Annotated in this window: 23 protein-coding genes; 14 read left to right on the plus strand and 9 right to left on the minus strand. The window is 37.1% G+C overall.

Translation table 11 applies throughout. The features are described 5' to 3' along the window. The first annotated feature begins 39 nt into the window (after positions 1-39). On the plus strand, positions 40-1,731 hold the full coding sequence (gene ettA / locus AC6I5C_RS08315) for an energy-dependent translational throttle protein EttA (protein ID WP_497904746.1): 1,692 nt from the start codon (positions 40-42) through the stop codon (positions 1,729-1,731). A 68-nt stretch (positions 1,732-1,799) separates the two neighbouring features. On the opposite strand, the gene AC6I5C_RS08320 is transcribed toward ettA, so the two are convergent. Genes AC6I5C_RS08320 through AC6I5C_RS08330 form a run of 3 tightly spaced genes read right to left on the minus strand, consistent with a single transcriptional unit; the run spans position 1,800 to position 4,228 of the window. Further along, positions 1,800-2,576 (minus strand): T9SS type A sorting domain-containing protein, encoded by a 777-nt coding sequence (locus AC6I5C_RS08320; protein WP_497904747.1) that lies wholly within the window; start codon positions 2,574-2,576, stop codon positions 1,800-1,802. A gap of 43 nt (positions 2,577-2,619) precedes the next feature. Further along, entirely contained in the window at positions 2,620-3,396 is a 777-nt protein-coding gene (locus AC6I5C_RS08325; RefSeq protein WP_497904748.1) for a T9SS type A sorting domain-containing protein, read from the minus strand. 43 nt (positions 3,397-3,439) lie between these two features. Continuing rightward, on the minus strand, positions 3,440-4,228 hold the full coding sequence (locus AC6I5C_RS08330) for a T9SS type A sorting domain-containing protein (RefSeq protein WP_497904749.1): 789 nt from the start codon (positions 4,226-4,228) through the stop codon (positions 3,440-3,442). Positions 4,229-4,610: 382 nt separating this feature from the next. Here AC6I5C_RS08330 and AC6I5C_RS08335 point away from each other — a divergent pair, with 382 nt between their 5' ends. Further along, on the plus strand, positions 4,611-4,766 hold the full coding sequence (locus AC6I5C_RS08335; protein ID WP_157503266.1) for a hypothetical protein: 156 nt from the start codon (positions 4,611-4,613) through the stop codon (positions 4,764-4,766). Next, positions 4,759-7,278, plus strand: a complete 2,520-nt coding sequence (locus AC6I5C_RS08340) for an alkaline phosphatase family protein (RefSeq protein WP_497904750.1) — start codon at positions 4,759-4,761, stop codon at positions 7,276-7,278. Before AC6I5C_RS08335 ends, AC6I5C_RS08340 begins: the two co-directional genes overlap by 8 nt. A 63-nt stretch (positions 7,279-7,341) precedes the next feature. On the opposite strand, the gene AC6I5C_RS08345 is transcribed toward AC6I5C_RS08340, so the two are convergent. The 3 genes from AC6I5C_RS08345 to AC6I5C_RS08355 form a co-directional block, all read right to left on the minus strand. Then, complete coding sequence (locus AC6I5C_RS08345; protein WP_497904751.1) at positions 7,342-8,247, minus strand: hypothetical protein; 906 nt, start codon at positions 8,245-8,247, stop codon at positions 7,342-7,344. A gap of 238 nt (positions 8,248-8,485) precedes the next feature. After that, positions 8,486-8,713 carry a hypothetical protein gene (locus AC6I5C_RS08350; protein ID WP_497904752.1) on the minus strand — a complete coding sequence of 76 codons (228 nt, stop codon included), beginning with the start codon at positions 8,711-8,713 and terminating at the stop codon, positions 8,486-8,488. Positions 8,714-8,802: 89 nt separating this feature from the next. Further along, positions 8,803-9,738, minus strand: a complete 936-nt coding sequence (locus tag AC6I5C_RS08355; protein WP_497904753.1) for an MBL fold metallo-hydrolase — start codon at positions 9,736-9,738, stop codon at positions 8,803-8,805. 174 nt (positions 9,739-9,912) lie between these two features. Between AC6I5C_RS08355 and AC6I5C_RS08360 the strand changes: the two genes are divergently transcribed. The 7 genes from AC6I5C_RS08360 (at position 9,913) to AC6I5C_RS08390 (ending at position 18,583) form a co-directional block, all read left to right on the plus strand. Next, on the plus strand, positions 9,913-11,253 hold the full coding sequence (locus tag AC6I5C_RS08360; protein ID WP_497904754.1) for a microtubule-binding protein: 1,341 nt from the start codon (positions 9,913-9,915) through the stop codon (positions 11,251-11,253). Between the two features lie 130 nt (positions 11,254-11,383). Then, positions 11,384-12,442 carry a hypothetical protein gene (locus AC6I5C_RS08365; RefSeq protein ID WP_497904755.1) on the plus strand — a complete coding sequence of 353 codons (1,059 nt, stop codon included), beginning with the start codon at positions 11,384-11,386 and terminating at the stop codon, positions 12,440-12,442. A gap of 80 nt (positions 12,443-12,522) precedes the next feature. Continuing rightward, positions 12,523-14,487, plus strand: coding sequence for an AAA family ATPase (locus tag AC6I5C_RS08370; protein WP_497904756.1), 1,965 nt, complete (start codon positions 12,523-12,525; stop codon positions 14,485-14,487). After that, on the plus strand, positions 14,477-15,058 hold the full coding sequence (locus AC6I5C_RS08375) for an NUDIX domain-containing protein (RefSeq protein WP_497904757.1): 582 nt from the start codon (positions 14,477-14,479) through the stop codon (positions 15,056-15,058). Before AC6I5C_RS08370 ends, AC6I5C_RS08375 begins: the two co-directional genes overlap by 11 nt. Further along, positions 15,058-16,293, plus strand: a complete 1,236-nt coding sequence (locus AC6I5C_RS08380) for a DUF6638 family protein (protein ID WP_497904758.1) — start codon at positions 15,058-15,060, stop codon at positions 16,291-16,293. Before AC6I5C_RS08375 ends, AC6I5C_RS08380 begins: the two co-directional genes overlap by 1 nt. A 47-nt stretch (positions 16,294-16,340) precedes the next feature. Next, the gene (locus AC6I5C_RS08385) at positions 16,341-16,871 is read left to right on the plus strand and encodes a hypothetical protein (RefSeq protein WP_497904759.1); all 531 of its coding nucleotides are present in this window, start codon (positions 16,341-16,343) and stop codon (positions 16,869-16,871) included. 17 nt (positions 16,872-16,888) lie between these two features. After that, positions 16,889-18,583 (plus strand): hypothetical protein, encoded by a 1,695-nt coding sequence (locus tag AC6I5C_RS08390; protein WP_497904760.1) that lies wholly within the window; start codon positions 16,889-16,891, stop codon positions 18,581-18,583. A gap of 16 nt (positions 18,584-18,599) precedes the next feature. On the opposite strand, the gene AC6I5C_RS08395 is transcribed toward AC6I5C_RS08390, so the two are convergent. Then, complete coding sequence (locus tag AC6I5C_RS08395) at positions 18,600-19,598, minus strand: arginase family protein (RefSeq protein ID WP_497904761.1); 999 nt, start codon at positions 19,596-19,598, stop codon at positions 18,600-18,602. A gap of 106 nt (positions 19,599-19,704) precedes the next feature. Between AC6I5C_RS08395 and AC6I5C_RS08400 the strand changes: the two genes are divergently transcribed. Continuing rightward, positions 19,705-20,589, plus strand: coding sequence for a DUF8428 domain-containing protein (locus tag AC6I5C_RS08400; protein ID WP_053977973.1), 885 nt, complete (start codon positions 19,705-19,707; stop codon positions 20,587-20,589). 65 nt (positions 20,590-20,654) lie between these two features. On the opposite strand, the gene hutI is transcribed toward AC6I5C_RS08400, so the two are convergent. Both hutI and fumC read right to left on the minus strand, forming a co-directional pair. Further along, positions 20,655-21,893 (minus strand): imidazolonepropionase, encoded by a 1,239-nt coding sequence (hutI, locus tag AC6I5C_RS08405; protein ID WP_497904762.1) that lies wholly within the window; start codon positions 21,891-21,893, stop codon positions 20,655-20,657. Between the two features lie 118 nt (positions 21,894-22,011). Further along, entirely contained in the window at positions 22,012-23,409 is a 1,398-nt protein-coding gene (gene fumC / locus AC6I5C_RS08410; RefSeq protein ID WP_497904763.1) for a class II fumarate hydratase, read from the minus strand. Between the two features lie 279 nt (positions 23,410-23,688). Between fumC and AC6I5C_RS08415 the strand changes: the two genes are divergently transcribed. The 3 genes from AC6I5C_RS08415 to AC6I5C_RS08425 are packed head-to-tail and all read left to right on the plus strand — an operon-like array spanning position 23,689 to position 25,234. Continuing rightward, positions 23,689-24,330, plus strand: coding sequence for a peroxiredoxin (locus AC6I5C_RS08415; RefSeq protein WP_497904764.1), 642 nt, complete (start codon positions 23,689-23,691; stop codon positions 24,328-24,330). 20 nt (positions 24,331-24,350) lie between these two features. Continuing rightward, a complete protein-coding gene (locus AC6I5C_RS08420; protein ID WP_497904765.1) occupies positions 24,351-24,782 on the plus strand; it encodes a VOC family protein in 432 nt (143 codons plus the stop codon). 11 nt (positions 24,783-24,793) lie between these two features. Next, a complete protein-coding gene (locus AC6I5C_RS08425; protein WP_497904766.1) occupies positions 24,794-25,234 on the plus strand; it encodes an SRPBCC family protein in 441 nt (146 codons plus the stop codon). The last annotated feature ends 123 nt before the right edge of the window (positions 25,235-25,357 follow it).

Raw genomic sequence — 25,357 nt, forward strand, 5'->3', positions numbered from 1 at the left:
AGAGTCTTTTTAGTTTAATGAAATAATATTTCAAAACACATGAGTGACGATAAAAAAGTGATTTTTTCAATGTCTGGTGTTACCAAGACATTTCAAAGTGCCAATACTCCGGTGCTTAAAAATATCTATTTAAGCTTTTTCTATGGGGCTAAAATAGGCATCTTGGGACTTAACGGTTCTGGTAAATCTACCTTACTCAAAATTATAGCAGGTGTAGATAAAAATTACCAAGGGGATGTAGTGTTTTCTCCGGGATATACTGTTGGGTATTTGGAGCAAGAACCAAAATTGGATGACAATAAAACGGTGATGGAAGTTGTAAGGGAAGGAGCTGCCGAAACAGTGGCCATCTTGGAAGAATACAACAAAATCAACGATATGTTTGGTTTGGAGGAGGTTTACAGCGATCCAGATAAAATGGAAAAGTTGATGAATCGCCAAGCGGAACTTCAGGACCAAATAGACGCCACCAATGCATGGGAATTGGATACCAAATTGGAAATTGCCATGGACGCACTTCGAACACCAGAAGGCGACAAAAAAATTGGAGTCCTATCAGGAGGGGAACGTCGTAGGGTAGCGTTGTGTCGTTTGTTGTTGCAAGAACCGGACGTTTTGTTATTGGATGAGCCTACCAACCACTTGGATGCAGAATCGGTACATTGGTTGGAACATCACTTGGCACAGTATAAAGGAACTGTAATTGCCGTAACACACGATAGATATTTCTTGGATAATGTGGCCGGTTGGATCTTGGAGTTGGATAGAGGGGAAGGTATTCCTTGGAAAGGGAACTATTCTTCTTGGTTGGATCAAAAGTCCAAGCGCTTGGCTCAAGAAAGCAAATTGGCCTCTAAACGTCAAAAAACGTTAGAGCGCGAGTTGGAATGGGTACGTCAAGGTGCTAAAGGACGTCAAACCAAGCAAAAAGCGCGTTTGAAGAATTATGATAAGTTGATGAGCCAAGACCAAAAGCAATTGGATGAAAAATTGGAAATCTACATTCCAAATGGACCTCGTTTGGGTACCAATGTTATTGAGGCAGTAGGTGTGAGCAAGGCTTATGGAGACAAATTGCTTTATGAAGATTTGAATTTTAACTTACCACAAGCAGGAATTGTAGGGGTGATTGGACCTAATGGTGCTGGTAAAACGACAATTTTTAGAATGATTATGGGAGAAGAAACTCCAGACAAAGGTGAATTTGTGGTGGGTGAAACTGCTAAGATTGCCTATGTCGATCAGAGTCACTCTAACATTGATCCTGAAAAGTCAATTTGGCAAAATTTCAGTGATGAACAGGAGTTGATTATGATGGGAGGGCGTCAAGTGAATTCTCGAGCCTATTTAAGCCGTTTTAATTTTTCTGGTAGCGAACAAAACAAAAAGGTAAGCTTACTTTCTGGGGGTGAGCGTAACCGTTTGCATTTGGCCATGACGCTGAAGGAAGAAGGAAACGTATTGCTTTTGGATGAGCCTACCAACGATTTGGATGTAAATACGCTTAGGGCTTTAGAAGAAGGTTTGGAAAACTTTGCAGGATGTGCGGTAGTCATCAGTCACGATAGATGGTTTTTAGATCGTATCTGTACCCATATTTTAGCCTTTGAAGGTGATAGCCAAGTATATTTCTTTGAAGGTAGCTTTACCGAGTATGAAGAAAATAAAAAGAAACGTTTGGGAGGTGATCTAATGCCAAAACGTATCAAGTATAAGAAGTTGGTGAGATAATACTTTTTAACTACATAAAATAGAACAGCCTGCATTTGCAGGCTGTTTTTGGTTTGATATGTTTCTTATCAAATCACAATCTTCTTTCTTAATATAGATTTCGATTTTTTGTCAAATAATTCTATAATATATACGCCTTTTACAAGAGTTTCAATGTTGATTGTGTACGTGTTTTGCTCGGTTTTGCCCTCTAGCACAATTTGTCCGGTTATGGAAAACAATCTGTAATCCAATTGTTCTGATAGGTTATATAGCTCAATTTTATTGTTTTTGGAAACCACTTTTACGTCTTTTAAATTAAAATCTTCAACACTTAATGTGCTCTGTCCAGCATTGATGGATTCTCCTGGGGTTGCATTATAGGCGTAGTCTTTAATGGTAATGTTATTGGCGTTTACATCTAAACGTACCCAACCATAATGGGTATTTGAACCTAATTTAAAACGTAGGCCCACATATTTATTAGGTGTAGCAATAGAAGCGGAATATCCCCAGGCAATAAAGCCATCACCTTGAAACCAATCTTGGCCTGAACTTATGGTTTGACCAATATCTAATGGGGTTGTAAAAACCAAATAGCCCCAACCACTGTTATATCCCATAAAGGAATTGGTGTTTATAGTTTGCAGATATAAATTATTTGTCCAAGGAAAAGTCATTTGAATATGAAAGTCAATAGAACTATCATTATTAATATTTAAATTGTAATAAGTAGTTGTAATATCTGGATTAACATCGGTATAAACAATTTGTCCTGATGCATTTGTGGAGCCTGTTAAAGCCATTGCCATTGCGCTATATTGTGCTATGCTTTTGGATATATTTGAAGAGGTTGGAGTTTTCATAGCCTATAAAGTATTTAAAAATATCAGGTAAACTTAATTTTGATTAAATGACAATCTTCTTTTTTAATGTTGAATTAGATTGTTTATCCAACAGTTCGATGATATATACACCTTTTACAAATGTATTGGTGTTAATTATAAATGTGTTTTCTTCGGTTTTGCCTTCAAGGATAATTTGTCCGGTTATAGAAAATACTCTGTAATCTAGCGGTTCAGGTAAGTTGTAAAGCTTAATTTGGTTGGTTAGGGAAACCACTTTTATTTCTTTTATGTAAAAATCTTCTGTACTTAAAACTGTTTGCCCAGCATTGATGGATCCGCCAGGGGTTGCATTATAGGCATAATCTTTAATGGTAAATGTATTCATGTTTACATCTAGCCTTACCCAACCATAGTGGGTATTTGTTCCTATTTTAAAACGTAGGCCTGCAAATTTATCTGTAACTCCACACCAATTTCCAAATGATCCATAGCACATGAATGCTCCTCCCATTGTCCAATATAATAACCCAGAACTGATAACTTGACCATTGTTTAAGACTTGTAAGGTACTATACCAAGGTCCATTTAATGCCAAAGCAGCATTAGAATTTAGAGGTTGTAGATTAAACCATGTATCTAAAGAATTAGATATGTCAAATTGAAAATCATCAGTACTATCATTGTTGAGATCCAAATTGTAGTTTGGTGTGGTTATATCCGGATCTATATCAGTATAAACAATTTGTCCCAATACATTTGTCGAACCCATTAAAGCCATTGCCATGGCGCTATATTGTGCTATGCTTTTGGATATATTTGAAGAGGTTGGAGTTTTCATAGCCTATAAAGTATTTAAAAATATCAAGTAAACTTAATTTTGATTAAATGACGATCTTCTTTTTTAATGTTGATTTCCGTTGTTTGTCAAACAGTTCGATGATATATACACCTTTTGCAAATGTATTGGTGTTAATTATAAATGTGTTTTCATCGGTTTTGCCTTCAAGGATAATTTGTCCGGTTGTAGAAAATACTCGGTAATCCAGCGGTTCAGGTAAGTTGTAAAGCTGAATTTGGTTGGTTAGGGAAACCACTTTTATCTCTTTTGGGTAAAAATCATCTGTACTTAAAACAGTTTGACCAGCATTGATAGATTCTCCAGGTGTTACATTATATGCATAGTCCTTAATGGTAAAAGTATTTATTCCTCCACTAAGTCGTACCCAACCATAATGTGTGTTTGCACCTATATTAAAGCGTAATCCGAGATACTTGTCGGTAACACCACACCAATTGCCCCAGCTACTATTGTAACACATAAACACATTGTTTGATGTCCAGTTAACCGGTCCGTCTGAAATGGTTTGCCCATTGTTAAGAGCAGATGGAAAAAAGTAACCCCAAGAGGACGTGTAGCCCAAAACAGAATTAGAATTTAATATATAAAGATTAAAGAGAGCCGCCCAAGGAACTGAAACTGGGATATTAAGTTGAAAATCGATTGTATTATCATTGTTAAGGTCCAAGTTGTAGTATGCAGTAGTAGTATCTGGATCAACATCTGTGTAGATAATTTGTCCATTGGTATCTGTGGCACTAGCTAAAGCCATGGCTAGTGTGCTATATTGTGTTAAATTCAGAATAAAATTTTTATTGTTGGGAGTATCCATGGCAATTGTTTTGGTGAAAAATGTTATTTCGAATAAACCTCATTGGTACACTAGTCTGGTTGAAAGCAAAAGCGAGATTCAAAACAGACTTAAACATGTCAAACTTCAACTAAAAATTAATTTCCAAGGAATAGAGAGAATAATGTAATACAGGGGAAATAGAGAAACTGTATTATTAACTAAGTTACTGAATATACCAGTAATAAAAGCATTTGAAGACGAAAGTAGGGGTTTTGTAGACAAACAAAAATGTTTTGTCGATGGATGAAATATAAGATGTATCATCAGTTGAAGTGAATTTGTTTAATGTGTTGGAAATTAGGTTTTTAAATTGTTTTAGTAGTAGAATTTTATTAATTTCATATACTTTAATTTTAGTTGTATGAAATCGCAAACCAACCATTCTATTAAGCAAGACAAGTACACAATTACACCAGAAGGATCTTTGGGATTATTGGCTTTGGGGGATATTGGATTAAGAGCTTGGAGAGAAGTCAAGGAGAGACAGGTACACCAACAAAATTTCCCCAATGACTAAGGTGCTTTTAATTGGTTGGGATGCGGCTGATTGGAATATTATAAGACCGCTTTTGGAGAAAGATCAAATGCCAGCATTGAAGCGTTTGATGGAAAATGGGGTTTCAGGGAATATGGGAACTATGAATCCTCCTTTTTCACCAATGTTATGGTCGTCCGTTGCAACAGGAAAAACCCCAGACAAACACGGAGTGTTGGGTTTTATGGAAGTGACTCCAAATATGAATGGAATCAGACCTGTTACGGTTACTTCAAGAAAGTCTAGAGCTATTTGGAATATATTGCATCATGAAGGGCTTAAAAGCAATGTGGTGGGATGGTGGCCCAGTTTTCCAGTTGAACCAATTAATGGGGTTGTAGTATCAGATAAATTTCAAAAAATAGATCCAAACCCACAAAAAACAACTCCAATAAAAATCGGCACAATTCATCCTGAAGAATTGACTCATGATATCAAGGATTTGCGAATGTTCCCCTATGAAGTTACGGAAGCTCATATTTTGCCTTTTATTCCCAAAGCGGCACAGATTGATCAAGAAAAGGATTTTGGATTACAGTCGTTAGCAAATATAATTGCTCAAAATACTTCGGTACATGCTGTGGCAACTTATCTTATGCGAGAGACAGCATGGGATTTTATGGCGGTTTATTATGACATGATAGACCATTTTTGCCATTCCTTTATGAAGTATCACCCTCCTAAGCTGAACGGTGTTTCCCTAGAGCAATACGATATTTATAATAAGGCGGTCATTGGAGCCTATCGTTTTCAAGATATGATGTTGGAACGAGTGATGGAATTGGTGGATGGGGAAACCACCATAATTGTAATGTCCGACCACGGTTTTGAATCGGGTGCCAAACGTATTTTGAAAATGCCAAAATATCCAGCAGCACCAGCTCTGGAGCATCGGCAATTTGGCATTTTTGTAGCCGCAGGCCCCAATATAAAAAAGAATGAAAAGGTATTCGGTTTAAAACTTATTGATATTGCTCCTACCATTTTGCACATGTATGGTTTACCAATTGGTAAAGATATGGATGGCAATGTTGCACTGGATATATTTGAAAATCCTGAAATCCCTAGGTTTATTGATAGTTGGGAACAAGTGGAAGGTGATTTTGGAGAACATGATTCCAATGAATTAGAGGAAGCACTATCAGATACAGAAACGATGCAGCAACTCATTGATTTGGGATATGTGGAGAAACCAGATGAAAAACTTGAAGTAGCCATTTTGAAGACCCAATGCGATTTAAAACATAATTTGGCAAGGGTGTTTATAGGAAAGCATGATTTTGAATCGGCAAAGCCATTGCTTTTGGAGCTCATAAAGCATGAAAAGCTCATAGATGTCATTCCTTATTATATGGATTTATTATCCATCAGTTTATCTGAACAAGATTTTGATGCGGGTGAAAAGTATTTGGGGAAATTGCGTACAATGAACAAAATGTTTCAGATAAACACTTATTTTTCAGAAGCCAAAATTCTTATAGGAAAAGGAAAGTTGAATCAAGCTTTAAGATTACTTCTCGCTGCAAAAGAACGGCAACCAAATTCCGAAGTCTGGTATCAAATAGGAACCATATATAGGCAACTTCAGAAATTTGATGATGCCAAGGCGGCTTTCGAAGAAGCTATTAAGATGGAAAGTGATTCGGCGAAATATCACCAGGCACTGGCTGAAACTCTCATCCGAACAGGGGATTTTGAACAGGCCGCACATCATGCTCTATCTAGTATTAAATTTATAAAATATTATCCTGCTGCACACTACACATTGGGTGAGGCTTTGGAGAAGTTGGGAGATTTGCAAAATGCAAAGATTGCTTATGAAACTGCCTCAAGATTTGTAGTTAAAAAGAATTCTAGAATGGACATGGCTCTTGAGAATTTAGAAGAAAAACTACTCAATCAAAATGAGCCTACCGGTAAATTGTCTTCAATCTATAGAAAGAATCAAATAGTAGTTGTGTCTGGTTTGCCCCGTTCAGGGACTTCTTTAATGATGCAAATGTTACACAATGGAGGTATGGAGATCTTAACAGATTTCTCTAGGAAACCAGATGAATCTAATCCCAAGGGATATTTTGAGTATAACCCTGTGATGACGTTACATAAGGATAATTCTTGGTTGCATTTGGCTAGAGGTAAATCTGTAAAGGTGGTAGCACCGTTGTTGAAATTTTTAGATCCGCAATACCGCTATAAAGTAATTTTTATGAATCGAGATTTGACAGATCTAGTGAAATCTCAACAAAAAATGATTGGTAAGGATACTGATAATTTACCAGTGAATTTGTTGAATGCTTACCGAAAACATTTAAAGGAAGTTGAAATTTGGAAAGATAAGGAACCGGGCGTGGAACTTTTGTATGTTAATTATAACGACTTAATCGTAAATCCAAAAGAGATTTTACGAGAAATTATTTCTTTTATTGGCCTCAATCTAAATCAAGAAACTATGATGGATTGTATTGATAAATCATTGTGTAATTGGCATTCGTAGTAGGATAAAAAAAAGCCTGCAATTTGCAGGCTTTTTTTATAAAAACAACTTAAAATATAAATTTTATTTCAAGTTTGAAGTTTTTGTTTTAAAAACAGATGAAGATACATTAGAAAGATCTAGGTTAAATCTTCCTCCTCCTAAAGAGTAGAATCCAGAAGCTCCACTATATTCACCTTCAATAATTGTTCCATCAGTCAATGTAATGGTATAGGTTGCTTCAAGAACGCCTTCCTCAGTTTCTGTAGCCCAGCTAATAGCGTCTAAAGTGAACTCAACACTTTCTATGATTGCTTGATCATCCTCGAAACCAACGACATCCTCATCTCCAGCAATTACATAGGCCTCATATGCTGCAGGTACAGAAACACCATCCCAAGCAGCACCATACCAAGTGTAAGAACCTGTTGGCGGTGTAACGTCAGCAAGTGTATAAACTGGTTCTCCAGTTTCTTCATCAGTACCAGATGGATCAGCAGCTTGGAAAGCTACACCAATATATAAGTCGTTTGGATACCCTTCACCAACTACTTCGTAAGCATTAAAGTACATGTAAGTCATACCTCCTTCAGCAATACCGGCAAAAGCAAAAGCACCAACTGAGGTTGTAAACTCTTGAGTTCCATCAATCACAAAAGAATCGGAAGCTTCTACTAAAGGCAAATCAACAGTTACTGTAATTGTGTTACTAACTAATTCTCCATTTGTTGCATGGATAGTATATTCTCCACCGGCAGTAGGAGTAAATACGTTAGAAGACAATGTAGAACCACTTGCATAGTACATTGAAGTGCTTGTTACATTTTCGTCAAGGTCATTCATAACAGTAAGTGTTACAGAGGAACCTAATTCAATAGTTGTAACGTCAGCAGTCAATGTAATTGAGGTAGCTGTTTCAGGAGTAGAAGAAGAATCATCATCACTACTACAAGAAACTAGGGCAGATGTTCCCACGAAAAGAGAACACAATAATAAAAGTTTTTTCATAGTTGTTGTTTTAAAATTAAATTTTCGTTGCCAAAGATATACTTATATAATTAATAATCTAAAAAAAGCTGTTAAAATTAATGCGAATTTATTCGGGTATGTTCAATTCTAAATGAATGAGAATAACCTTACCGTATAATTGTGAAACAATTACGGATTTTGATTCAAAATATAAAATAGGGAAAACATTTCTGCATAAAAAAAGAACCTTATAGGGTTCTTAATTATTATCGTATAAATGGCCTTCGGTAAAGTCTTTGTAGCTTTCGTCTACCGAAGCTTTAAAGGATTCCATTTCCGTTAGCCTTTTGTTTTCTGCTTTTAGTTTGTACATTTTAATTATAGCAATGACTATAAAAAAAATAAACACAGCAGCAGTTAGAATTAGAATTAAAGTAAGCTCTGTGGTACTGACCAAAAAATGAGAAGTATAGGCTAAGGTTGTCATAATTATACAGATAGATAGGGTTTGCTTACCAAATATACAATATAAATTTTAACATAAACTATTCGTTCTAAATTTGTTAATAAATTGAATTACATATTTTGGTGGTACCATTCCAACTGTACAACTTCTATGGTTTTATTACCGGCATTTACCAAATTCTTGAATTTTTTCACATCGCTGTAACCCTTTGTTCCTCTATAATGGTAGGGATATACTTTTTTAGGTTTGAAATCAAGAACGGCACTCGCAGCACTTTGAATGGTCATAGTATAAGGAAGATTCATACATACAAATGCAATATCTATATTTTTAAGGCTTCTCATTTCACGGATGTCTTCCGTATCACCAGAAATGTATACGTTTGTTCCATTAATGGTTAGTACGTAGCCATTACCGCGATCCTTTGGGTGAAATTGTTGTGCTTCAGGTCTTAGGTTATACATGGGGATAGCTTCTATATTCAGTTCTACTTGGGAAGTTTTAAACCCTTTACTCAAGCCATTGAACATTAGTTCAAAGTTTTTAAGTAAAGATGTGGGTAAATTCTCTTTTACTGCTCGCGGTCCTATAATAATGGTGTTAGGAGAGGTTATTGTTTCCAAAGTAGGCACATCCAAATGATCGCCATGAATATCTGTAATCAAAATGAAATTAGGCGGATTGATACCTTCATAAAGCCCCGCTCCACCAACAGGGTCAATATAGATTGTTGTCCCCTTAGTTTCTAAAACCAGCGAAGCATGCTCTATGGCCGTAATTTTGATGTCTCTTTCTACAGAGATATTGCTCGCAATGTTCTTTTTAACATCAGATTTTTTTTCAGTGGAGGCAGGAGTTTCTTTCTTAGTGGGAACTTCATTAGTTACCGAAGAGTCCTTTTCTACCTCTTCAATATCTTCAGGAGGAGTGGCCGTTGGACTTTCTACGGTTGGAGGCGTTTCAATTGGTTCCTTTTTATCGTTTTTACAATTAAATAATAGTAAGGTCGAAGCTAAACTTATTGTAAGGTAGAAATTATTGTTCATAAGATTTTAGTTTTAGTTAAATATAGAATAAGAAATTTTAAATAAATATCATGTAACAAATTAAATTGTTAAACTACTTATATTTTTAGAGAGATTTAATTTTATAAATGGTATTTTTTTAACGAAATTGCCTTTCCGAAAAATTAACGTTCAACTAAAAAATTACAACTAAATATGTCTGATGATTTCGATTTATTGGAAACCAACTCCAATCAAAGCCAAGAAAAAGTAGATGTCAATTGGGGAAAAGCCATTGACACCATGAAGTCCAAATTAGCTCAAGAGGACGATCCTGAAGTGCGTCAAAAGATTTTGAATGCCACTTTGGATGACGTAGTTCATATGGCCGAAAAGGACCGTTCTACGTTGTTGGATGCCATAAAGGATTTAACAGACTATCAAGACGAAGTAGGAATCATATTTGAGGACTTTTCTCATTTAAATGCTGAAGAGCAAAAAGTTATAGATGATGCTATAAAACGTTTGGAGCGTGCCAGGGTTGAACTTGAAGATGCCGAGGGGAAACCAGACACATGGTGGAATAATCTTTGGGGGCGTAAAAGCAAAATCAAGGAAGCTGAGCAAGAATTGCAAAATGCGCAAAAAGATAGAGATGCAGCCGATAATAGAGCCAAAGCGTTATTTCAGCAACGCATAGAGTCTGCCGATATTCAAACTTTGTTAAGCGAATTGTCTTTCAAGAGTCAGGCGGCGGTATCTAGATTAAAGAACCGTGAAATGGAAATCAAGGAAGTTGAAGATAAGCTTCAGGATGCCATTGTAGAAGCTACCAAAAACCATACTAAAGCGCTTGAAAAGAAAAAGGAAGTTGAAGCAAAACTTGAAGAGCAATATGCTTTGTTGAAACAAGCTCGTCAGGAATTGGAGGAGATTGCCGATAAACAATCTGCTGAATATGCGCAAGCCGTTGGAAAAGTTACCGAACTTGAGCAAAAGGTTGAAGAGTTGGAAGGTCTTAAAAATGCCTACACTACTTTGGCGGCTTCCAAGGACAGCTTTGTGCACAAGCATAATTTAACCATTAAGGTATTGACATCTTTAAGAAGCAACCTGCAGACACATAGAGCGAAATTGAAGAGTGATACTGAAGAGCGTTTAAAATACTATGATGGTTATGTAGTGGCATTAAAAGCTCGTACCGATCAAGAATTTGCTGCTATTTTGGAACATCTGGGAGTTAAAACAGATGAGCACATTGGGGAGACTTTAGCAGCAATGCATACTGCTAGTGCTAAAGCTCGTCAGGAAATGATGGATAACATTCCTGTTCATGAAAAAGTTATGCAAGGTGTGTATAGTAGTTATGCTGAAGCTTTGCAGGAAATCAGAGAGAAGGATATGGATATTCAAAAGAATTTCGCGGAGCGTTATGGTATCGATATGAAAGAAATTTTTGAAGATTACTATAAAGCAGATGCCAAAGAATCGGTTGAAGTAGAAACTACAAAACCTGCAAAAAAAACAAACGAAGGTAACGACGATTTGTTAAGTTAAATAGAAGCATTCCCTCGAAAGAGGGAATCTCTTTTTTTAAACACCGCTTAGGTGAATTGATCAAATGTTAGATACTTGGAAACTTCATGACTGTCTATCTAATCAAATAAAAGTTTAAAGTAATTTTTACATGTCTGTAGAGCATATTGTAACCCCCTTGGATTCTGCCTTCCTCGATTCAAAGGAACATTATAATTTTTACCACAATATGGTAGATTTTGCTTTGAAGGAATTGATTGTTAGTGTACAGCGCAATGCATTGTGCACCAATCAGGAAATTATCTTCTTTAAGCAATATTGTGATTTGTTGATGTATTCCATAGAGGCCATGCGTATTAAATATATGTATGATGACGAGGATAACATGAAGGTGGATCTAACAGAATCTGGCTTTCCAAATTACTTGGAATTCCGGTATTTGTTCAACGACCTTGAACTTCGTGACCAATATTTGGAAAAGTTAACGCCAATCCCTGTGTTGCAAGAGGAATTTCTGGATACGCTGTTGCGAAAAAAACAACCAGTTAAGCGTAGTAGGTTGTTTCAGGCAGCTTCGATTTCTTATTATCAATCGGTGAACAAAAATTACATTTTTAATCGTTTTGTTCAGGGGAAAATTATCGCAGCACCAGAAACAGCTTCAACCGAATTAATGACCAGTTGGAGTTTCTTTGATGTGGTACTCAACCGCCCTTTTATATGTTTTATGTATTTCGACTTAAAAGGAAGCAATCGTATTGAAGACATTAAAAATGATATTTATGAAGCGCTTAAAATGGTTGGGGATAGAAAAATGGCAATGGACACCATGGCCTATGGTATTGATAAAAAATTGCCGAATATCCATCCAAAACTTATCAAACGAATTGATTTAGGACCGCTTCATAATGTATTTGCCAAGGATGAAAACAAAATTACCCATGCCATTTTACAAGGAATAGGGAAAAAGGAAATTCCGTTGGAATCTTATGCCATGTCTTTGGAAATTGACGAAGTGCGTTCCAGAGGTGATTTTAGTGAAGGTGGTTATTTTTCGAAGCAAACCTTTCAAAAATGGAGTGAACCAACAAAGGAAAAGTATGTGTTCGCGCCTCACAGAATCATCCAAATGTTATACAGCAAGACTCCAGAGGTAATGAATCAACTGGCAAAACCGCCTATAGAAATTAGCGGTTTGCCAACCAACTAAAAATTTAACTGTAATCAACCTAGGTCATTTTAGAGAAAAGGATAAGAACAAATGACCTTCAAAATATTGAGTGAAAATATATGGAACATAATTCCACATTCCCTATAAAACAGAATGAATTGGACATGCTTCGTGATGAAGCAACTTCATATTTAAAAAGTATCCAATGGGAACAGGGCCAGCGTGCAAAAAATCGAGATAAGGATAGTAAGGACGATTCCATTTTGCTGTATTTATCTAGAGCAAATAACGGAGGAACCGCAACTGAAATCACGTCTATTTCCAAAACTATTTTAGGTTTAAAGAAGCGTTTGTTGCCAGAATCTGTAGCCATTCCATTGTATTTAAATGAGACGCTTTATGCAGTTCAGGAAGGGATTACTCTAGGTATTTGGATTAAGGATAGTTATTACGATGCCTCAGGACTTTCCAGTTTGAATGAACGTAAATCGGCTTTGGATACTTCAGGGAAGCGTGAGTACGAAAGCAAAATGCAAACGGTCACGGCTTTTATGTTGTATGCAACGGCCTATAATATTTTGTTTCGTTTAAAGTCTGTCGCTTCAGAAGATTTAAGTGTGATGAAGCAAAAGTTTGCAGGCATTCCAGAAGTGTCCTTGTTGTCTCCTTTGAAAGGGATTTCCTGTATGCTATTTTACTATGACAAATATTTGTCACATCCAGATATTATCAAGTCAGATAAAGATGTGGTTGACTTTAGCGTAGTGTATTTTGAAGCGATGATTGCTGAAATCCAAATGCGCAAAAGCACTTTGGAATATCAAGAAACCATTTTGGATCGCACTTATAAACTAGAGCATTCAGACTTTGCCATTTCAGGATGGGAAAATGTGTTTATGGGAGCGGCGAAAAGTGTGGAGTTCAATAAAGTTCAATTTGAACAAATCGTTGGAAACCGAGATGCTAAACACTTTGCTCGACGTTTAACAGAACGTTTGTTGAGTTATGATTTTGTAGAGAAGAAGAATCCTTTTCAGGAATTGGGAGGTTTTATGCCCGTTTTTATGGGGTATGGAATCCCTGGTACAGGGAAAAGTATGCTGATTGCCGCTATTGCCACAAGACTCAAAGAGCATTGTGACAATTTGGACATTCCGTTTTTGTTTCACCCAATGCCGGATACGTTGATTAGTACGTTTCAGGGTGGTTCCGCAGAGAAAATGGTGGAATGGATGAAGCCTTTGCAAGATCCTTCAAAATTGATTTTTGCACCTATTGACGATGCGGAAAACAATCTTCAGGAGCGAACCTCTCAAGGGGTCTCGGCAGGAGTTAAGGAAGTTATTGGCGTCTTTTTGCGCTATACAGAAGGTGCCTACGCGGTGAATTATGGGAATAGTTCCATCGGTTTGTTTACCAACCTCCCGGAAATGTTGGATAAAGCGGTGATTTCACGTGTACAGGGACGCTTTAAAATTGATGGCGCTCAGACAGAGCATGACTTTTTGGATCAGGATTATTTATGGTGGCGTAAATTTGAAGACACCATGCCAGATTTTGTGAATATGGAAAATCCAAAGGATTACACCTATTTACAGCATCAGGGATTGGCTAAAAATATGGGAGAGATTCTTCAAATTGTTGATAAACCAACAGAAGCAAGGGTACATGACATTTATGATAGAGTGGAAGCTTCATATCCTTCCAATTCACATTTGTTTTATGCCAATTTGTATAAGGAAATTCAAACTTCTTTTCCTTTCTTTTCGTCTAGAGATGTTCGTAATATCCAATCAGCCATTTCATTGCGTTTAACAGATTTTAACCTTGATCAGAATTGGTTTGACAATCCAGAAATCTATTTCAAAAAGGATTATGAAACCAAATTTGGGATGTTGAAAGAATTAATGCGTGAGAATATGAATGGTTTGAACTTTTCGGAGATTAGAAGACAGGAGGTAGTTCGTTATTTGGACAATGTAGCAACTATTGCTGATACCGACTTTAAACGTAAAGTTGATGAGCGTGTAGCACAATTGAATATAGATTTAGAAGCAAGAAAAATGTTTGACAATGGGCAATAATCGTGTAAAAAATATTAACAAGGAAATACTATCGGACCGATGGGCTTTGTTGGAAAAAGTCAATTATGATTACCAATTGAAATCTGGAGAGTGGGTGCGTCAAAATAGGGAGTCTTATAATAGAGGTGATGGTGCCGCTATTTTACTTTTCAATCCAAAAAAAGGTACAGTGGTCTTAACGAAGCAGTTTCGAATGCCTACCTATTTGAATGACAATACCGATGGTTTTTTAGTAGAAGCCTGTGCCGGTATGTTGGATAAGGACCATCCGGAAGACTGTATCATTAAGGAGGTAGAAGAGGAAACAGGCTACAGAATTAAGGAAGTAAAAAAAGTAATGGAGGCCTATTCTTCTCCTGGAGCAGTCACCGAGAAAATGCACTATTTTATTGGAGAATATTCCGAAGACATGAAAGTTAGTGAAGGTGGTGGTCTTGCGAGTGAGCTGGAAGATATAGAAGTCATGGAATTACCGTTTTTAGAAGTTATTGAAATGGTAGGCAATGGTCAAATCCAAGATGCCAAAACGATTATTTTAGTACAATATGCCCAAATTCATAAGTTATTGTGATGGAAAAGCTAAAAGCGGCAAATTTATTTAGAAGTGAGTTGCTTCCCGTAAGTGGAAAATTGGTAGAGAGGTATAACCAATGCTTGGTAAAGTTGGGGTTTACGCCTACAAAATTGACACAGTTTTCGATTGATTGCATAGGCTGGAGTCCAGAAATTGCTGAAGAAAAAAGCGAAATGCACTACCTCAATAATGGGGAAGCCAATCCACATGGGATTTTGATTTCACCGTTACAAAAAGGGAAACCTGTGTATGTGCCCTTTCATACGTTTGATAGGGAAATCATGCAATATGTATTTAGGGTACATGGTCAAAAAATCACCGATATCACAAGGGATTGTGCCATTTGCTTGGATTTTGATCAAAAAATAGACGTGTTTTACGAACCCTTGGATTTGCTCAAGTATAAGGATGTTCAAATACGGTTTCATTTAATCAATGACCTTGATAAAGCGCAGAAAAAACAATTGCAACTTATTGAAAGGTTCAAAAAAGATCAAAACTTTATAGATGAAGGACTTCATTCAAAATTGCTGGAATCGGCCAAGAAATATGGGGATTTACGCAATCGTGATTTAGAATTACCTGATTTACAATTTACTACCGAGTCTTTCTATACCAGAGCATTTGGAGGGGTTTATGTGTTGCGAGATTTCATAATGCCTATAGTGGTGTTTGAAGATTTGCATTGGTACAAGGAGGCTATTAAGGATACGGTTTATGAAGTGTTGATTTATCATGTTTCCCAACCTGAATTGATGGAAAAATTACGTGACCATGTATTGATTGAATGCGATTTGGAAAAGGTTGTGAAAACTGATAGGTATGACCGTGTCAAGAAAATGGAACTGGCGGAAAGCCTAACGGAACCAAATCATCCTATTTGCGATATTCTTAACGACAGTGTTCTGTTTAAAAGTTATTTGAACAAACTGGATATTGAAAGCCGTAAGCGTGTGATGAGTGTTGAGCGTTATTTGGAGAAAATGGAAGTGAGCAATCAATACAAAATTTCAGATATCGTAGACTCAAAAATGTACGAAGCGCTTCATAGTCCGCATTCTTCCTTGAAAGCGAAACACCAAGATTTGATTTGGCAGTTATTGGTGAATATTTCACCTAAAGATGTGCTGTTTTTATACTGGTACGACAAGGAAGCGTTTTACCAAGAATTTAATAATTGGGAGGATTCCCTTCAGGATTGGGTGATCCAAACCATTCGTAACAATATCTAAGTTTTTTAGACTAATTTAGTAAGTATCATAACCTTTAAAGCATTGTCATGACACTCGAACTCATTGTATTTATTGCTTCAATTCTGTTTGGACTTCTTATCTATTGGCGTGAGTCCAACGGAAATGGAATGTATCGTACTTTTAACAAAATAATTAATTCCAAAAAGCTGCAGATGAAGGCCGAAGATAAAACGGGTTTTGTATATAAGCAATCGTTTTTAATCCGGTTGGTATCCATTACATTTTTGTTTTTGATCGCTATAGTCATTGCTCAATTTTTATTACCCATTGACCTAGCTGCTATTTCCCTGTTTGCTTCAATGATTGTAGGGACTATTTTAGGTACGTATTTGGCACAATTGATATTCAAGTCGAATGAGGTCATTGATGAACAAAGTGAATCCCTAGAGGGCATGGTTCAGGAAACCCTAGAAAAAGGGAAGGATTTTATTGAAGATTTCAAACAAAAAAACTTGGATAAGGAAGCTCCAAAGGAAGCATTACCCAAAGAAACACCTCCAACCGATAAGGAACAAAAAAGTGCTCGCGAGCGCTTAAAGGACAAGGGGCTATTATAAATTGAACTAACTCTACCATGATAAAAAATTACTGGAACAAAGGAAAGCGCCAAAAACAAATCACTGTCATTTTGGGAATCGTGATATTGCTTGCACTATTCATTTTAAGAGACGATTATCAACCAGCGCTGTTGTTCATTAGAAAATATATCTTTTTCATTTTGTTGTCGGGAATTGTATTGGCCTTTGGGTTGTATAAATTCCGTAATCAAGCCCATACAGGAAAACGAATTCTAATTCTAGGGCTTTTGTTGGTGTTTTTTGCATTTCTATATGCCTTGGGTTGGCATTTTAAAATGTACGATTACATGAAAACCTATAACGTCTTTAACCATTTAAACAGAGTGGAGATAGACGATTTGCCCCTTACACAAAATGAGCGCATCCAACCGCTTCAGAATATTTTTTCCATGGCCAACGAAAGTGTTGGCGAAACCAAGGATGTGTCCTTGCCACATTTGGTTAGGGTAGATGGCGAAAACAAATGGACCATGGCTATTCAGCCAACCGAGAAATATGTGTGGCAACGTATCAATGACAATACAGAAGAAGTCTTTGCGGTTTCCAGTACCACGCCATTTCCTCGATTTTCAAGTGACAATAGAATTCCGGTAACCTTTTCCATAGGCGAGTCTTTAAAATTCAGTAGAAACACCTACAATGCGGTAGTACAGAAATTCAATCCGTGGATGTTGCTAAACTATGAGCCAGGCGATGTGTTTTATATGAAGGATGATTCCGATAAATGGGTAGAAGTGGTAAGCCTTATTAAATGGAATGGTTTTTTCTTTCCTTACCCAACTTTTGGAGGTGTGATGATTATTGAAAACGGAGAGCATGATTTCAAGGATTATTTAGAACGTATTTTTATTGGCAAGGGAACCTTTGTAAGTCCAGATAACATGCAAGGCTATGATTTTCTTTTGAGACAAAACATTCTTTCCGAAAAGGTATCACGAATCCAGGCTGAATCCTTAAAATTTTTGGGTGGTTTTTCAGATCCGTTGCCATGGAACATGAAAACAGCAGTTAAAATTCCAAATCTTCCAGACGACCAAAACCAGCAACCTTTCGTAACCGATTGTGATTTTTCGGATACGAAAATAGGAGCTTATAGTGGTTTGTACCATTGGTTTGGGTTAGAGCCGGTTGGCGATGAGCGTACCAGTTTAACGTTTAGCGTATTCATACCTGCAGACGGAACAGATGCCTTGTATTATTACGACCATGCAGCTAAAAAGCAAGGGTATGCCGGGGTTTCCGCCATGCCTCTAAAAGTAATTGAATCTAGGAAGGAATTTGATTGGAGTGTGAACAAACCTGTAGAGTTTCGCCCTTATATTAAAAATATTGCGGGTAAAAAACGCATGTTTTTTTTAGGAACTATTTCTGCGGTACGTGAGGATTCTGAAAATTTTGATGGCGCGGCAACTCCAGATTTAGCTTTGGTAGACAGCGAGTATCGCGATGTGGTTTGGATTGACGTAAAGCGTCCTAGTACTTGGGACAAGGCTGTGTACGACCAACTGAATGAAGCTTGGCGTTCCAGTGAAGGGATAGGGGAGTACTATGTAGAACAATCGAAAAATATTGATGTCCTACAAGAACAGGTAGAAGATTCTTTAAAAGTCATTCCAAAAGTTGATCCCAATAAGGCAGAAATAGAACGTTTGGAGCGTCAGTTGGATTCATTAAAAAGTGTACAAAACTAAAATGCGTTGATTTGTATTAACGCGAGTTCCCATTTATAAAATCCACAATCATGTTGGTCACGTTGAATGCCACCGTTTTGTCCGTTTCAGAATTTAAAACGGCGTTGCTTATATGGAGGTACAAAACCTCTGGCATGGAACTAAAATGTGTTATAAACTCCTGAGCCTTTTCAACAGGAATGGAGGTAGGTGTTGGTTCAATGTCATGGACAATGCCGTAATCTATATCCAAGCCAAATGAGGCTGCAGTGATATGTTTGGTGGCACGACGTAGTTGCTTATCGTATTTCTGCTGTAAAGCGGCAAACTTACCATATTTAACAGCTTTTAGTTTATCCAAGGTTCTTAGAGTGGTTTCAGCAGTTGCTTCGTCATGAATGCCAAGCACAAAATAATTCTTTAGAAATCCTTCGGCGTATGCGTAACTAAAACCGTTTCCGCTGTGTCTTCCTTCTTTTTTTACAAAACCAGTTTGAGAAGATAGGTTAATGGCGTTCAATCTAGTGTTGAGTGCAAGGGATGCACCTTTAAGAATTCCATAGGCATTGTTCTGTCCGCCTCCGATAATTATAGGCTTTTTTCCAGCTTTGATGATTTGATGGACAACATAGGATACTTTTTGATCTATCAACTCCATTTTACGTCGCGCTTTAGCAATATCTTTTTTGCTATTTGGGTCGTAGGAAAGTAGTTTTTTTTGGATTTTTTTAAAGTCTAAAGACCCTAGAATGAGTACTTTTTCAGGTGTAGTAATAGTATTACGGTTTCTATTTGTTAAATTTTTTAGAACCACTTCCCATGTCTTCGAAGTCCCTATTTTACTGGTGTTGGCGAAGATTCCTAAATCTTCAGGAATACCAAAAAGAACATAGTCAACGTCCAAATTAACAATATCGTCGTATATATTTGTGAGGCCCGAAAGTAATTTGACCTGTGCCCCAAACTTGGAATCGGCTGAACCTTTTTTAGTTAGGTTTTTTAAATCTTGGTCTTTAAAAAGTATAAGTTGATCCATGTAGGATTTTTAGTTTTAAAAACGTAAAAATACAGTTTTATTTATTTATTTTCGACTCACAAAACAATTAAGAATTAACGTTACACTCACTAAAAAAAGAACAATTATGGAGAATACAAACAGTAAGAGTACGGGATTAAAGGTAGCCATTGGTATTTTATTGGTTCTGTTTATCGGGACTGGATTTTATACTTCTAAACTGTACACTGACAAAAAGCAAACTGAAGCCACACTAATCAAGGAAAAAGATCAGGTGATGGCCGATTTAACCAACATGGCAAAGCAGTATGACATTGCCATTAATGAAAATCAAGTAGCCAATGAGAACTTGGTAGAAGCTAGAGAGCGTATCCAAGGCTTGATGGATTCATTAAAAATCTCTCAAAACAGTGTAAACAGTCTATGGAGATACAAAAAGAAGTTTTTGGCCCTACAAGAAGAGTTTGATCAACTTTTGGTTGAAAACGACCAATTGAAAGCTGAAAAATTGCTTTTGGCAGCGTCTTTGGACAGTACACAAGTAGAATTGGCAGAACGTACCATGTTTACGGATTCTCTTTTGGTTGAGAATACAGAATTGGCAACCGTAATGGCTAATGCTTCTACTTTGCAAACAGTAGGTTTGAAAGGTTTTGGAGTAATTGAAAGAAGCTCAGGAAAATTGATTCCTACTGAAAGAGCTCGTAGAAGTGATAAAATTAGAGTTTGTTTTACCGTTGCCAAAAACACTTTGGTAGGAGCAGGCGACAAAGAATTGTATGTTCAGGTATTGGATCCACATGACAATGTATTGGGTGCCAATGAGCAAATTCAATTTGAAGATAAAGTGTTAAACTATAGTTTGATAAGCAAGTTTAACTACGAGAACAGAAGTTTGAATATTTGTGAGTTTGTTGCTCCAGCTGATGAGAACTTTGAAGAAGGACGTTATGTAGTAAACGTTTTCAATGAAAAAGAATTAATATCTACTACAGAGTTTACACTTCAGTAAACCACAGATTTTGATTGATTGATAGCAAAAAGCCGAAAGTTTAACTTTCGGCTTTTTTTATACAATTATTTTAGAAGTTGGCCATTGATGATGATTTGATCTATCAAATTGTCGCCAAAGGCATAAGGCAGGTATTCGTAGCCTGAAATAGGTTTCGTAATAATAACATTTGCTTTTTTACCTCTACAAATACTACCATACATATTACTAATTCCCATAGCATAGGCTCCGTTAATAGTTGCAGCATTAATCGCTTCCTCTGGAGTCATTTTCATTTTAATACATGCGGTACTTACTACAAAGTTCATATTGCCGCTTGGGGTAGAACCAGGGTTATAATCGGATGCCAAAGCCAAAGGCAATCCAGCATCAATAATTTGTCTGGCAGGTGTGTAAGGAATGCTTAAGAAGTAAGAACAGGAAGGCAGGGCCACCGGCATTGTGTTACTGTCTTTGAGGGCTTCGATATCTTCGGGGACCATTTCCTCTAAATGGTCTACGGACAACGCATTGTATTTTACACCTAATTCAACGCCTCCAAACGCATTAAATTGATTCACGTGAATTTTGGGAATGAGGTCATGTTCTATTCCTGCTTTTAGGATGCGTTCTGTATCTTCCAAGGAAAAATATCCTTGTTCGCAAAACACATCTATATAATCAGCCAACCGATCTTCGGCAGCTTTCGGAATCATTTCATCAACAACCAAATCCACAAAGCCTTGCTTGTCATTTTTATATTCTGTAGGTACTGCATGAGCAGCCAAAAGAGTGGGTTTTATAAAGGCTAGGGATTCTTTCTTTAAACGTCTGATGACACGTAACATTTTGAGTTCGGCAGGAACTGTCAATCCATAACCAGATTTTATTTCAACTGCACCTGTTCCAAGTTTGATAACGTTGTTCAAACGCTCCAAAGATTGTTTATAAAGTTCCTCTTCGCTTGTGTTTTGTAGTTTTTCAGCAGAATTTAAAATGCCGCCACCACGGCTAGCTATTTCTTCATAGCTAAGCCCATTGATGCGGTCTACAAATTCTTTGGAACGATTGCCCGCATACACAATGTGGGTATGTGAGTCGCACCAAGAAGGGAGCACTGTTTTGCCTGTAGCATCAATTACCTCTTCGGCGTAGATGTCTTCACAATCTTCCATAGGGCCAAACTCCACAATAGTGTCATGTTCAATAAGTAAATAGGCGTTTTTTAGGGTTGGTAAGACTTTCATATCCTTACCTTTTACAATGGTTACATTGGTTTCTCGAACCTGTACCAATTCCTTAATGTTTTTGATAAGTATTGACAAAACGTAGTATTTTTTTCAAATTTCTTCAATTTTTTGTTAAAAAAAAAGCGCCGACATCAATTGTCGGCGTTTTCATCTGATATCATGATATTTATCAGTTTTTGAATTTTGGAGCCAATTATTTGATACTTCCAATCATATCTTCTGGTTTCACCCAAGCATCGTAGTCTTCTGCGGTTACATACCCTAAATTGATGGCTTCTTCTTTTAAAGTAGTGCCATTTTTATGGGCAGTATTGGCTATTTCGGCCGCTTTATAGTAACCAATTTTGGTGTTCAAAGCTGTTACCAACATCAAGGAGTTGTTCAGTAATTGCTTGATAACGGCGTGGTTTGGTTCAATGCCAGAAGCACAGTGCTCTTCAAAGCTTACACAGGCATCACCCAAAAGTTGTGCAGAGTGCAATACGTTGGCAGCCATCATTGGTTTAAATACATTCAATTCGTAGTGTCCTTGTGTACCACCAACAGTTACAGCAACGTCATTACCCATTACTTGGGCACAAACCATAGTTAAAGCTTCACACTGGGTTGGATTTACTTTTCCAGGCATGATAGAACTTCCTGGTTCGTTTGCTGGGATAATGATTTCTCCAATTCCTGAACGTGGTCCAGAAGCCATCATTCTAATATCGTTCGCAATTTTATTCAAGGAAACAGCCAATTGTTTCAATGCTCCGTGGGTTTCTACCAAGGCATCGTGAGCCGCCAAAGCTTCAAATTTGTTGTGAGCAGATACAAATGGGTGGTTAGTGAATTTTGCAATGTATTCAGCAACCAATTCCGAATAACCTTTAGGTGTGTTAAGACCTGTGCCAACAGCAGTTCCTCCAAGAGCCAATTCAGCTAAGTGAGGTAAGGTGTTTTCTAAAGCACGTAAACCGTGATCCAATTGCGATACATAACCAGAAAACTCTTGACCTAAAGTAAGTGGAGTGGCATCCATAAGGTGGGTTCTACCAATTTTTACCACATCTTTAAAAGCTAAAGATTTTTCATGAAGTGTGTTACGTAATTTGATTACTCCATGAATGGTGTTTTCTACAATTTTCTTGTAGATAGCAATATGCATTCCTGTTGGGAACGTATCGTTGGAAGATTGTGACTTGTTTACGTCATCGTTAGGTTGAATGGTTTTTTCTCCCTCTCCAATCACTTTTCCAGCAATTTGATGGGCTCTATTGGCAATAACCTCATTAACGTTCATGTTACTTTGGGTACCAGAACCAGTTTGCCAGATTACCAATGGAAATTGGTCATCATGTTTTCCTTCTAGAATTTCATCACATACTTGAGCAATTAAGTCCCTTTTTTCTTCAGAAAGTACCTCAAGGTCACAGTTGGTATAGGCTGCCGCTTTTTTAAGGTAGGCAAATCCATAAACGATTTCCAATGGCATCGAAGCAGGTGCTCCAATTTTAAAGTTGTTTCTTGAACGCTCGGTTTGTGCACCCCATAGTTTGTTTGCAGGCACTTGTACCTCACCCATGGTGTCTTTTTCTATTCTATAATTCATGATGATTAGGATTTTATTTAAAAACACAAATTTAAGTTATTTGATGGTGAATTAATAACGAATCCGCAATTATTGACAGTGGTTTTCTATATCAAATTTGAATAGTGTTTGAGATGAAAATTCCTTGTATTTATGGTGAAAGTTTGGAGATGGAAAAGGTAGTTGATAGGTGTTTTAAGGTGTTGAAATTAAGATGAATAAAAAGTGATGTTTGTGTTAACTGTTTCGTTTTCAGCAGCTTTATTGCTACCTTTAAAGAGGAATTAAAAAACAATTATTATGGCAGCATTACGATTAGGAGATGAAGCGCCCAACTTTACGGCGCAATCATCCGAAGGAGATATCAATTTTCATGAATGGCTGGGGGATAGTTGGGGAATTTTATTCTCCCATCCAGCCGATTATACACCAGTGTGTACCACCGAATTAGGGACCGTGGCTAAGTACAAGAAGGAATTTGACAAACGCAACGTTAAAGTGGTAGCTTTGAGTGTAGATGGACTGGAATCCCACAAGGGGTGGATTGACGATATTAACGAAACACAAAATACAACTGTGAATTTTCCAATCATTGCAGACGAAGATAGGAAAGTATCAGAGCTTTATGATATGATTCACCCCAATGCCAGTGAAAAGTTTACGGTAAGATCGGTGTTTGTGATTGATCCGGATAAAAAAGTGAAATTGATTATTACATATCCAGCGTCTACAGGTAGAAATTTTGATGAACTGTTACGCGTGATAGATTCTTTGCAGCTTACGGCTTATCATAAATTGGCAACGCCAGCTAATTGGCAAGCAGGCGATGATTGTGTAATCTCACCCTCGGTAACTACAGAAGAAATCGCCAAATTGTTCCCAAAGGGTTATACCGAAGTGAAGCCCTATTTACGTATCACACCACACCCAAACCTTAATTAAGGTGAAATAGTTTTGAAATTATGGCAGCTATAAATCCTTATTTGACTTTCAACGGTAATTGCGAAGAGGCATTTAACTTTTACAAATCGGTTTTTGGAGGGGAGTTTGTGTATTTGGGAAGGTTTAACGAAATTCCTCCAGGGGAAAGTGGACCGGGAATTCCCGAAGCGTATCAAGACAAGATCATGCATGTTTCTCTCCCTATTGGGAAGCATGACATATTGATGGGAAGTGACAATCATCCTGCTTATGGAGAGGTAAGTTTTGGACAGAACATTAATATTTCAATTTCAGCGGAAACCAAAGAAGAAGCTGATAAACTGTTTGTCGGCCTTTCGGAAAAAGGTCAAATTACCATGCCGATGGCAGATGTATTTTGGGGTGACTATTTTGGAATGGTAATAGACCAATTTGGTGTGATGTGGATGGTGAGTTTTAATAAAAATGCTTAATAATTTAAATTATGTTACAGACAATTGCGTTTTCTACTACTATTGAAGCGCCAAAAGAAAAAGTTTGGAAGGCCCTTTGGGAAGATGAGAATTACAGAAACTGGACAAGTGTATTTACGGAAGGTTCCCATTTTGAAACCGATTGGAAAGAAGGCGGCAAGATTTTGTTTCTGGACGGAAAAGGAGAGGGGATGTTCAGTAAAATAAATAAAATGGAACCCAACGAATTGATGGCATTTGAACACTTGGGAATGTTCAAGGATGGTAAAGAGCAACCACTTGATGAACAAACAAAGTCTTGGGCAGGTTCCAAAGAGATTTATACATTGACTGAAAATGAAGGAAACACTTTGTTGGAAGTCAAGTTGGATACGGTGCCTGGTTTTGATGGTTATTTCAATGAGACATTTCCGAAAGCGTTAAAAAAGGTAAAGGAATTATCTGAAAACTAAATGTTATCAAGAATTACGATTTGAGAACTTTTAGTCATTTAAGCACGAGAGGTTTTGCGTAAAATAGTTATTCACAAGATATTAAAATGCCTTTGTTTTGCTATGGTTTTGGCTTTATATGAG

It is taken from the genome of Mangrovimonas sp. sgz306409 (assembly GCF_059735265.1).